The following is a 9,495-nucleotide window of genomic DNA, read 5'->3' as shown; positions in this document are numbered from 1 at the left end:
TTGTAGGCCGAAAAGAAAAAAAAACCGCCTGTCTGCAGGCGGTTTTAGGCTTAAGCTTATATTTGGTAAGGCTTTATTTCTTCATTTAACTCCGGCTGTTACGAAACGGACGAATTCAATTTTCCCATTTCGTGCTCAACCAGATGTGTCAGTTCTTCTTCATATCCACCCATTATGCGGTATTTACGGACATATTCCTTCACAAATTTCTTAGGATCTTTGGGCCGGAATATCCGTGTCATCTCCAGCAGACTTTCTTTTACTTCGTTATGACCTTTCGTTGCCATAGTAATTCCCTCCCAGAACGCTTGTAGTTAATGCTCCGATTTTGAGAATGCCGAAAAGATCTGCAAGTAACATCATATGGTGGTTAGTGTGCGCCGGCGATTGTGGTCATAAGGGTGAATCTTACAGCCACCAGGCAAGCTCTGGCTAAAAAAAATAAGCCCCAGCCGTCCGCGGTTCACAGGAACATAACTCTGCCTTCCGGCAGGCATCTGACACTTTAAATACCCGATCACAACCCTGCTGAAACAAGCTGGGCAGCCCCTTGGGTGCTTTAGGGCGGTCTGTCTGGTAATGGATCCGGGTATCGAATTACCTCCTATCCGTTTCCATTGTATCATATTCACCAAAGCGTTTCAGCTTTCCCTGTATCCACACAATATTTATTACACTCCCTTAATACAACGAAGTGTTTAAATCTAATGTTAATTCCATATAGTTTATTTATCGGGCAAGCACTGGGTTAAGATAAGACTAAACGGGTAAGAAAAAATATATTTAACTTATTTTTGTCTAACCTAATCTCGTCTAACCGTGGAGGGCCCTTTGAATACTGAGTATACCCCTATTCTAATTTCGGCCGCAGCTTCTATTCCAAGCTTTCCCATCGGGGAGCCAGAGGAGACCGATACGGACACCCGCCTCCTTGATGCAGCACATCAGGCGATATGTGGAAAGTTTCCGCGGATGCACAGCTTCCTCGTGGTTAGAAGCGGCAGGCTGATTTATGAGAAATATTATAATAATTATCATCCCGCTTCCCTGAACGATCTCAGGTCCGCAACGAAGAGTTTCATGTCTATTTTGACAGGAATTGCAATTTCACGGGGAGAAATGCAGGAATTAGACCATCCCGTATGGAATCAAATATGCAAATTCGCCCCCAACCGGCCGGACCCGCTGTGGAGCACCATTACCCTCCGTCAGCTTTTAACCATGACCTCGGGGCTCTATTGGCAGACCGGCTCTAAGCTTGGGGAGAAATTCATCCACCGCTTCCACCGGAGCCAAAGCTGGGCCAAATTCATTTTGCGCCTTCCCGTTCAGGAGGATCTGCTGGGAAAGTTTATATACCGAAGCCCGGATTCCCACATGCTGTCCATCTTATTGACGGAACATACCGGAATCAGCGCATTTGAGTATGCCCGGTTCCATCTGTTCGGACCGCTCGGCATACAGCATGCCGGATGGTCGACCTGTTCCGAAGGGCATACTACAGGCCATATCGGTCTGTCGCTCACCTCACGTGACATGGCCAAGTTCGGACTGATGTGCTTAAGGGGCGGAACATGGAAAGACAGGTGTATCGTACCCGGGGCCTGGCTTCAGGAATCCTGGACCCCCCGTTCGCAGCCTTACTACAGTTATGGACGTTATGGCTATCAATGGTGGACCGACACCGAGAAAGGCGTAGACTTCATCTACGCCCATGGACATGGGGGACAGCAGATCATTCTGATCCCCGAATTGGATGCCGTGGTCGTATTTACAGCCGACAGTAAAGTGAGCCGCTTCAGGAACCCGCGTCAGCTGCTTGGAAGCTATGTGCTTCCAGCCATGAAGATGAGCCGCCAGGGGAAATAAGCTGCCAGATGCCAAGAGGAGGAAATGAACGTCATGGATTCAATTTCACCGAAAATTATGATTCTGTATGCCAGCTACGGGGATGGCCATTATCAGGCATCCAAGGCGATCGAAGCCTGTTTTCATCATAGAGGGGTCCACAATGTCGTACTCATTGATCTTATGGCGCTAGCCCATCCTCTGATTAACAACCTGACCCGTTTTATATATATTCAAAGCTTCAGAACCCTCCCGGCGGTCTATGGCTGGGTGTATAACATCACCAAAGATATGCAGCCGGATAAACCCTTTGCTAATATTTTGCACTCCTTCGGTATGCGCAAGCTTGAGGAAATGATCCGGGAACATGAGCCGGATCTGATTATTCACACCTTCCCACAGCTGGCCATGCCCAAATTAATGAAAAAGACCGGGCTTTCCCTCCCGATCGTAAATATCGTGACTGACTTCGACCTGCACGGCCGCTGGATTCACCCCGACATCGACCGGTATTATGTTGCTACAGAGGATCTGCGTCTGGAGGGAATGGAGAGGGGCATTCCTGCTGAACGGATTATTGCCACCGGAATTCCAATCAAGCCTGATTTTGACCAGACCCATCAGCCCGATCCTGAAGTCATTCAGCACTTGGACCCCACGAAGAAGACCGTTCTTCTTATGGCTGGAGCTTATGGGGTTATGCAGGGCATCCGGGACATTATCCAACCGCTGCTGGATAGTCCGAATCTTCAGGTCATCGCGATCTGTGGCAAGAATACCGAGCTGGAGCGGGGGCTGAAGAGCATGTTCGGCGGACACCCGGGACTACAGGTATACGGCTTCGTTCATCAGGTTGCCCGCTTGATGCAGATCTGCGACTGCATTATTACGAAGCCGGGAGGCATTACCTTGTCAGAGGCGCTGGCCAGCCGGCTTCCTGTATTCCTCTATCGTCCGGTTCCTGGCCAAGAGCGGAACAACGCGCTGTATCTTGAGAGCAAAGGCATCGCCTCAATCTCCTATGATCCGAAGACCTTAACCGGACAGATCAAATCGCTATTTGCGGGCGAGGAGCTGCTTGAAGAATGGAGGCTGAAGATCGATGCCCTCCGTAAACCCAATTCCGCGGAACGTATTGTAGGCGATATTCTGGAGATGTGGTTCTCTACGGACGCCAGAACGACAACCTGGGCTCCATCCGACACCAGGCCTCTGCCTGTTGGGGCCCATTAACGGCTTCGTGTGCATTTAGACGCGGTTTCTCTCCCCCAAGTTCTGGATTTACCGCAGCTGCATACATTGTAGAGGGAAGGACAAGTGGCGTGAGCTGCTTCCTTCACTGACTATGGAAGAGGGTGCGTTGCCTTGTCACCATTCAGATCCTCGACCGGAATACCCGAGAATTTGGCCGGCTTTCTGTGTTATTTCATCCCACTGGTTGGCGGCGCGGTAATGCTCGCACTGGAGAAGCGAAGCCGCTACGTCATGTTTCACGCGCTTCAGTCCATTATGCTGTTTGGTTCTCTTATTGTTGGCTGTACAGCAGCGGGATTCGTTCCCTTAATCGGCGCCTTTGCTATCCTGATCCTGCAGCTCACTGGCGTAGTCTTATGGATTGTTCTGATGCTGGCTTCCCTGCAGGGCAGGTTCTATAAGGTTCCTTATATTGGCGACTTCGCTGAGGATCAAATGCGGAAGTTGTGAGCTGCCCTAACTACCCTGAAGTCTGTGGCGGGAGTCCAGATGTTCATACCCCTGCCCCCTATTTGATTACTTTCCGCTGCGGACATCCGTACGTACAACACCGATATCCGAGGCGTTAATTGCAATCGGATTCCCTCCTTGCCCGGTTCTGGCTGAAGAGGACTGACGGACAGTTACAGAAATCCGTTTGTTTTTAAAACTCCGTTTCACCTGACCCATCTCGGCTCACCTCCTTTTTTTCTGACCTGCCTTTGTCTTGTTACCACCCTTGCCCTCGAAAATCTTCACATTCAGCGCATTGCTGGCAAGCACATTTCCACTGTCCGCGGAGGCCTGCGCCGTTTGTAATATGTTAATCACGATGTAGCGGTTCTTTCCTACTTTATATTTGTAGGTTGTAACCTTCGTCTTGAGCATCCGTCCCTTCACCTCACTCCCTTCATGTACCATTCATATGTGCCGGGAGGACCGGCAGTATCAGCAAGTACCAAGCTGTAATGCAAAACAGGCTTATCTCCCAGACCAACGCCAAATACAAAAAAGCCGCATCATCCCGAATATGGGATAATGCGGCTTTTAGCGTTGTTGTACTGCATTTTACGCGGCGGAAATATCCTGATCCCCCGGCTCATTCTGGGCACTGGACTTACGATCTGCTGAATTCCGGAGTCCATTAAACAGCAGATTCATAATAATTGCCGTCACACTGCCGGCAACAATCCCGTTGTCCACCAAAATACGAAGCCAGCTTGGCAGTTGGTCGAACAGCGTCGGCACCGTGGTCACGCCCAGCCCCATACCCACGGAGCAGGCAATAATCAGAAGATTCTCATACCGGTTCAAATCGACCTGATCGCCCAGCATCCGGATGCCGGAGGAGAGCACGAGCCCAAACAGCGACACCATGGCTCCACCCAGCACCGAGGTTGGAATGATCTGAGTCAGGGCGGCAATTTTCGGAACGAAACCGATGACCACCAGCAGGCCGCCAGCCACCACAATCACATCACGGGTTTTGACCCGGCTCATCTGGACAAGACCTACGTTCTGCGAATACGTGGTATACGGGAACGAGTTGAACAATCCACCGAGCATAATAGCCAAGCCTTCGGCCCGGTAGCCCTTGGCAAGGTCCTTGGAAGTAACGTCCTTACCCACGATTTTGCCCAGGGCCAGAAATACGCCGGTTGATTCCGCCACACTGACAATAGCGACCAGAATCATCGTAAGGATCGCGGACAGATGAAAGGTTGGAACTCCGAAATACAGCGGCTGAACCGCATGGAACCAGCTGGCTTCCTTCAAGGCTGTGAAATCAACCTTGCCGGCAATCGCGGCAACCACCGTTCCAATAATCAGTCCCAGCAAGACAGAGATTGAACGGACAAAGCCTTTGGCGAAGCGGTTAAGCAGAATGACCAGCAGCAGTACGCCGAAGCCAAGTCCGAGATTCAGAGGACTCCCAAACTCGGGATTCTGACCCGGGCTTCCGCCACCGAGATCACTAAGCGCGGTAGGAATCAGCGTTACCCCGATGATCGTTACCACAGAGCCAGTGACCACTGGGGGAAAGAAGCGGATCAGCTTGCTGAATACGCCTGCGAACAAGAACACAAACAGCCCTGAAGCGAGAATCGCCCCATAAATGGCCGACACGCCCATCCCTTTCTCGGTCCCAATCGCAATCATTGGCGAGATGGATTGAAATGCACAGCCGAGCATCACCGGAAGCCCGATACCAAAATATTTGTTTCCCCATACCTGCAGCAGCGATGCCACCCCGCACGCCAGCAGGTCAATAGCGATAAGATACGTCAGCTGCTCCTGCGAGAGATTGAGCGCATGTCCAACAATCAGCGGTACGATGACCGCTCCGGCATACATGGCCAGCACGTGCTGAATACCCAGTGAGAGTGTCTGAACCGGGTGTCTGTTCTTCTGAAAAATCCGTTCTCCTGCCATGATCCAAGTTCCCCCTATGAATTAATAACCTCTTCTGCAAAAGTGACCGTTCCGTTCTCAAGCGAAGCGATGCGTACGAGCGACTCCACCTGATATCCCGCCTCCTGAAGCAGTCTTCCCCCCGGCTGGAACGCCTTCTCAATAACGATGCCGATACCGGCCACGGTAGCGCCGATCTGCTCCACAATGCGGGCGAGACCGAAGGCGGCTTCCCCGTTAGCCAAGAAATCGTCGATAATCAGCACCCGGTCTTCGGGGCAAAGAAACTTCTTCGACACCGTGATTTCATTGGTCTCCTGCTTGGTGAAGGAGTACACCTTCTCGACCAGAATGTTGTCCCGCAGGGTGAGCGACTTATGCTTCCGTGCAAAAATCATAGGCACACCCAGCTCAAGAGCCGTCATAATGGCCGGAGCTATACCTGAGGATTCAATCGTCAGCACTTTGGTAACCCGCTCACCGGAGAACCGGCGCGTGAACTCCTTGCCCACTTCTTTCATCAAGACCGGGTCCATCTGGTGATTCAAGAATGAATCCACCTTCAGCACCTGGTCACTAAGGACAATCCCTTCCTGCATAACCTTATCTCTCAACAGCTTCATTTCTACTTCCCCCTCATGTTCTTTGGACTGCAAGCCATCTTTCTCCGGTTGAACCCAAAAAGCCCATCCCCCGCAGTCGGGGAATGGGCCGTTAAATCAACGAAATGATCCATTCCACCTATATAGCAGGAATAGATACAACGTTTTTCCCCGTAGTCCGATCATTTCCGGTGATCTGGTAGAAACGTGCAGGCCCATTCCTGCACATATACGAGAAGATATCCATCATCCCCTTAATGAAAGGGGAATGAAAATAGTAATTTGGTTTCATTCAATGTTAAAAAGTATAACTAAAGACCGCCTAGAAATAAAGAGGTATTTCGTGGCGATTCCAAAAAAAATCAAATTTCGACAAACTGATTCTTATCGGCCGCATTCTTCCATATAGAAAAACTGTTGCCCTTGTCCTGCATTCATGTACAATAGACAGCGTGAATCGGAATTATACCTTATAAACGACATTATCTCATTGGATTGCTAAAGGAGAGAAAAGAATTATGGGTTTTATCAAGGAATTTAAGGAATTCGCTGTCCGGGGCAATGTCATTGATCTGGCTGTCGGGGTCATTGTCGGAGGCGCCTTCGGCAAAATTGTAACCTCCCTGGTTAATGACGTGCTTATGCCTCCAATCGGCAGAATCCTAGGCAACGTGAATTTCAAGGATCTTTATTATCCGCTGGATGACGTAGGCTCTCCCTGGCCATCCCTGGCAGCGGTCACCGCAAAAGGCAAATCCGTCATTGCCTACGGACAGTTTATTAATACATTAATCGATTTTCTGATCGTATCCTTCTGTATCTTCCTATTGGTCAAGGGCATCAACTTCATCCGTCGCACGGAAGAGGCTAAGCCCGAGCCGGAAAAGACGACAAAGGAATGCCCTTACTGTCTGTCCGATATTCCCGCTAAGGCTACGCGGTGCGCTCACTGTACCTCCATCGTTGAGGCAGAGGGCCAGCATGTGGACCGTTAGCTGTTAGGACATCAGACTGAAGGAACAGGAGAATCAAAAAAAGTCTGCCTGCAGGCATACCATGCCCGCGGACAGACTTTTTTGATTATTTTGCACCCAGCCTCTATAAAAGCTGCGCTGCTTAAAGAGGCTTCGACTGCGGAGGAAGCAGATTGGAAATCACCGATTTCAAATTCCGGTCATCCGCGTAGGTCTCCTCCCCAGTATCCAGGCTCTGGATACGGATTTCTGAATAATCAGCATCTCCATTCACCGGCTTGAAGATCAGTTTTTCCCGGTCGGACAGCCTAAGCTGGTACCCCATGTCCGAGAACATGCTTAGGAAATCCTCTTCCGTCGGCGCTTTGCCTTCAGCAAGCAGGATGAGTCCACGCAGTTCCTTTGTTTTCTCCGGATGAATCACATTAAAATGTACGATACATTCCATGGCTAACACTCCTTAACCGTTATCCTCTATAGCTTGAACTTAAACAAAAGGCCTGAGCCTATTAGGGCTCCAGTCGGTTAACCTAGATCTGTTCAGATCCACAGTGAGGGCACCACTTGGTCCCTTTGGCAAGCGGAGCAGCGCAGATCTGACATTTGGTCATCTCGTCGGTATCCGGATAGCGCTCCTTCGCCTGCTGAACCGGTACTTCCACATCAAGACGCGGGTCCTCCGCAGGCTCAGGATTCAGAACATTCTCCTTCCATGTCCGGATGCGGCGGTCGAGTTCAAGCTGCCGCTCGCGCTCCCTCTCAAGCTCGCGCCGGCGGCGCTCTTCTTCTTCAGGACTGATCACTTCCTGCTTAGGAGCGTATTCCGGCTCAAGAATAATCGGATCGATATGAACTGCCTTCTCCTGGTACGAGGAAGCTACTTCTTCACTGGCAGCCGTCTCTGTCTCCCCAGCCGATTTCCGGGCTGGAGCTCCCTGCTCTTGATTCTCAAGTTTCTTCCCGCAGAACGGACAGAAGACCGCTTCTTCAGGAACTACCTTCCCGCACACGCAGAGACGCTCATTGCGCAGAGCGGCGATCTTCAGTCTGACCTCATCCTTCTCCTCGTTAAGAAGATCACAGGTCTTGGCCAGATCCATCATTTCCTTCTCTGCCTTCGACATGTCCGATTCGCGGTATCCTTCGTAGAAAACCTGGCCCATACGCTGGAAGTATATCCCCATTTCACGCTCAATATTAGAAATTTGATTATTCAGCTTGCTGATCTCAACCGCGTTCTGGGCCTTTTCTGTCGCTTTGCCAGCACCTTTTTTAATCCGCTGCAAAAAATCCATAAACGTTTCTCCTCCCATTTCCCTTTAAACCTTCCCGAATTGAAAGGCGGCATTTGGTACCTGAATGTCTTATATCATTCACTATGAAATGAAACGGATATCCATGTCAAATTTCATCCGAAGTAATTGCTTCGGCTCCCCATCCCACCTATCCGTATTGGTCCAGGAACTTCATTCAAACCGTTAATTACATTAAATTATAAATAATTAACCCAGTATATCATTCATCCCGTATATCATACCAGATTTCCCCCATTCAGGGAAAACGGCTGATTCAAAAGCTGCGGGCCGAGTGTATTAAAGTATAAAAAGGCCGGGAGTGAATGCGATGAATCATGCTAAAACCCGTTATTATGTATCGGTCACTCATAATTTGATCCAAGACGTGCCGAACGAATCGGCCGAGTATGAAGTGGATCTGAGCGACGAGCAGCTTGGCATACTCCGGGATAAGCTGGATGATCTGGCCAAGGAGGACGAGCATACGCTCAAACGTGCGCCTGTCCCGTATAAATCAGCTGACAAGGACCAAGCAACCGATGACTACAATGACAAAATTATCGACGTGTATGCATTCTTACATGAGATCGGGGATGAGCGGACACGGAAGGCTATTGAAAGTCTCGGGGTGCTTAGTAAGCTCGAGAACGCGGACTATGACCATCCGGGATACGGCGATGGTTCCCCGACGAATAAGTAAACCATATATTAAAAAATGCAAATCACCGGGTCACCTTCAATATTAATTGAAGTGGACCCGGTGATTTGCATGTCCGGGAAATTCCATTTCCCTCCTGGCTTCCCTAGGAGGGAGGCCTGCGGCTGCCGGACAAATTAGCCGCTTGGCCGCGGGCCCGCTCCGCCGTATGGCTGCGGATTCGCTGCACCGCCTCGGCCGCTCCGGGAATACCCGGCAGCAGCCGGGCCCAAGCCCCGGCATCCGGTGATGCCTCAGGCGCAGCGTCCTTCTCTGACGTCAAGGTGATCTTGACGTCATGAAACTGCGGACCGGGCACATGCAGCCGGTCCTGCTCCGCTGCCTCGGCCAGCCATTCGGCCAAGGCCGGGCCCGTATGCTCCGCCGGGGAGCCGCCCTGCCCCCGGCGGCCTGCAGGCGCGGGCAGCTCGGCG

13 protein-coding genes and 1 riboswitch are annotated in these 9,495 nt (G+C 50.8%); of the genes, 5 read left to right on the top strand and 8 right to left on the bottom strand.

Annotated features, from left to right (window positions below; genetic code table 11):
- Positions 1-98: 98 nt before the first annotated feature.
- Complete coding sequence (locus BN6628_RS02925; RefSeq protein ID WP_068613987.1) at positions 99-287, bottom strand: hypothetical protein; 189 nt, start codon at positions 285-287, stop codon at positions 99-101.
- Between the two features lie 544 nt (positions 288-831).
- Between BN6628_RS02925 and BN6628_RS02920 the strand changes: the two genes are divergently transcribed.
- The 3 genes from BN6628_RS02920 to BN6628_RS02910 all read left to right on the top strand — a co-directional run bounded on the left by BN6628_RS02920 (position 832) and on the right by BN6628_RS02910 (position 3,552).
- A complete protein-coding gene (locus BN6628_RS02920; protein WP_068613984.1) occupies positions 832-1,869 on the top strand; it encodes a serine hydrolase domain-containing protein in 1,038 nt (345 codons plus the stop codon).
- A 33-nt stretch (positions 1,870-1,902) separates the two neighbouring features.
- Positions 1,903-3,081, top strand: coding sequence for an MGDG synthase family glycosyltransferase (locus BN6628_RS02915; protein ID WP_068613982.1), 1,179 nt, complete (start codon positions 1,903-1,905; stop codon positions 3,079-3,081).
- Positions 3,082-3,213: 132 nt separating this feature from the next.
- The gene (locus BN6628_RS02910; protein ID WP_068613979.1) at positions 3,214-3,552 is read left to right on the top strand and encodes a DUF4870 domain-containing protein; all 339 of its coding nucleotides are present in this window, start codon (positions 3,214-3,216) and stop codon (positions 3,550-3,552) included.
- A 66-nt stretch (positions 3,553-3,618) separates the two neighbouring features.
- Here the strand turns inward: BN6628_RS02910 and BN6628_RS26370 are convergent, their stop codons facing one another.
- The 4 genes from BN6628_RS26370 to BN6628_RS02895 form a co-directional block, all read right to left on the bottom strand.
- Positions 3,619-3,771, bottom strand: a complete 153-nt coding sequence (locus tag BN6628_RS26370; protein WP_187386104.1) for a hypothetical protein — start codon at positions 3,769-3,771, stop codon at positions 3,619-3,621.
- A gap of 6 nt (positions 3,772-3,777) precedes the next feature.
- On the bottom strand, positions 3,778-3,969 hold the full coding sequence (locus tag BN6628_RS02905; protein ID WP_068613977.1) for a hypothetical protein: 192 nt from the start codon (positions 3,967-3,969) through the stop codon (positions 3,778-3,780).
- A 180-nt stretch (positions 3,970-4,149) separates the two neighbouring features.
- The gene (locus BN6628_RS02900; protein WP_068613974.1) at positions 4,150-5,514 is read right to left on the bottom strand and encodes a nucleobase:cation symporter-2 family protein; all 1,365 of its coding nucleotides are present in this window, start codon (positions 5,512-5,514) and stop codon (positions 4,150-4,152) included.
- 14 nt (positions 5,515-5,528) lie between these two features.
- Positions 5,529-6,116 (bottom strand): xanthine phosphoribosyltransferase, encoded by a 588-nt coding sequence (locus BN6628_RS02895; RefSeq protein WP_068613971.1) that lies wholly within the window; start codon positions 6,114-6,116, stop codon positions 5,529-5,531.
- A gap of 133 nt (positions 6,117-6,249) precedes the next feature.
- A riboswitch (purine riboswitch) is annotated at positions 6,250-6,350 on the bottom strand.
- A 263-nt stretch (positions 6,351-6,613) separates the two neighbouring features.
- Between BN6628_RS02895 and mscL the strand changes: the two genes are divergently transcribed.
- Positions 6,614-7,090 carry a large conductance mechanosensitive channel protein MscL gene (mscL, locus tag BN6628_RS02890; protein ID WP_068613968.1) on the top strand — a complete coding sequence of 159 codons (477 nt, stop codon included), beginning with the start codon at positions 6,614-6,616 and terminating at the stop codon, positions 7,088-7,090.
- Positions 7,091-7,211: 121 nt separating this feature from the next.
- Here the strand turns inward: mscL and BN6628_RS02885 are convergent, their stop codons facing one another.
- Both BN6628_RS02885 and BN6628_RS02880 read right to left on the bottom strand, forming a co-directional pair.
- Entirely contained in the window at positions 7,212-7,517 is a 306-nt protein-coding gene (locus tag BN6628_RS02885) for a hypothetical protein (RefSeq protein WP_068613965.1), read from the bottom strand.
- Positions 7,518-7,599: 82 nt separating this feature from the next.
- Complete coding sequence (locus tag BN6628_RS02880; RefSeq protein ID WP_068613961.1) at positions 7,600-8,364, bottom strand: zinc-ribbon domain-containing protein; 765 nt, start codon at positions 8,362-8,364, stop codon at positions 7,600-7,602.
- 328 nt (positions 8,365-8,692) lie between these two features.
- On the opposite strand from BN6628_RS02880, the gene BN6628_RS02875 reads away from it, so the two are divergent.
- Positions 8,693-9,064 (top strand): hypothetical protein, encoded by a 372-nt coding sequence (locus BN6628_RS02875; RefSeq protein WP_068613958.1) that lies wholly within the window; start codon positions 8,693-8,695, stop codon positions 9,062-9,064.
- Between the two features lie 103 nt (positions 9,065-9,167).
- Here BN6628_RS02875 and BN6628_RS26015 read toward each other — a convergent pair whose 3' ends face one another.
- Positions 9,168-9,380 carry a hypothetical protein gene (locus BN6628_RS26015; protein WP_148449255.1) on the bottom strand — a complete coding sequence of 71 codons (213 nt, stop codon included), beginning with the start codon at positions 9,378-9,380 and terminating at the stop codon, positions 9,168-9,170.
- Between the last annotated feature and the right edge of the window lie 115 nt (positions 9,381-9,495).

The organism is Paenibacillus tuaregi (assembly GCF_900086655.1).
GTDB classification, from domain to species: Bacteria; Bacillota; Bacilli; order Paenibacillales; family Paenibacillaceae; genus Fontibacillus; species Fontibacillus tuaregi.
This window is presented reverse-complemented; position numbering and strand designations above follow the sequence as displayed.

What these genes read in the sequence shown, in the direction of transcription:
- BN6628_RS02925 (WP_068613987.1), bottom strand. Translation starts at nt 287, where the DNA reads ATGGCAACGAAAGGTCATAACGAAGTAAAAGAAAGTCTGCTGGAGATG.
- BN6628_RS02915 (WP_068613982.1), top strand. Translation starts at nt 1,903, where the DNA reads ATGGATTCAATTTCACCGAAAATTATGATTCTGTATGCCAGCTACGGG.
- BN6628_RS26370 (WP_187386104.1), bottom strand. Translation starts at nt 3,771, where the DNA reads ATGGGTCAGGTGAAACGGAGTTTTAAAAACAAACGGATTTCTGTAACT.
- BN6628_RS02905 (WP_068613977.1), bottom strand. Translation starts at nt 3,969, where the DNA reads ATGCTCAAGACGAAGGTTACAACCTACAAATATAAAGTAGGAAAGAAC.
- BN6628_RS02900 (WP_068613974.1), bottom strand. Translation starts at nt 5,514, where the DNA reads ATGGCAGGAGAACGGATTTTTCAGAAGAACAGACACCCGGTTCAGACA.
- BN6628_RS02895 (WP_068613971.1), bottom strand. Translation starts at nt 6,116, where the DNA reads ATGAAGCTGTTGAGAGATAAGGTTATGCAGGAAGGGATTGTCCTTAGT.
- mscL (WP_068613968.1), top strand. Translation starts at nt 6,614, where the DNA reads ATGGGTTTTATCAAGGAATTTAAGGAATTCGCTGTCCGGGGCAATGTC.
- BN6628_RS02885 (WP_068613965.1), bottom strand. Translation starts at nt 7,517, where the DNA reads ATGGAATGTATCGTACATTTTAATGTGATTCATCCGGAGAAAACAAAG.
- BN6628_RS02880 (WP_068613961.1), bottom strand. Translation starts at nt 8,364, where the DNA reads ATGGATTTTTTGCAGCGGATTAAAAAAGGTGCTGGCAAAGCGACAGAA.
- BN6628_RS02875 (WP_068613958.1), top strand. Translation starts at nt 8,693, where the DNA reads ATGAATCATGCTAAAACCCGTTATTATGTATCGGTCACTCATAATTTG.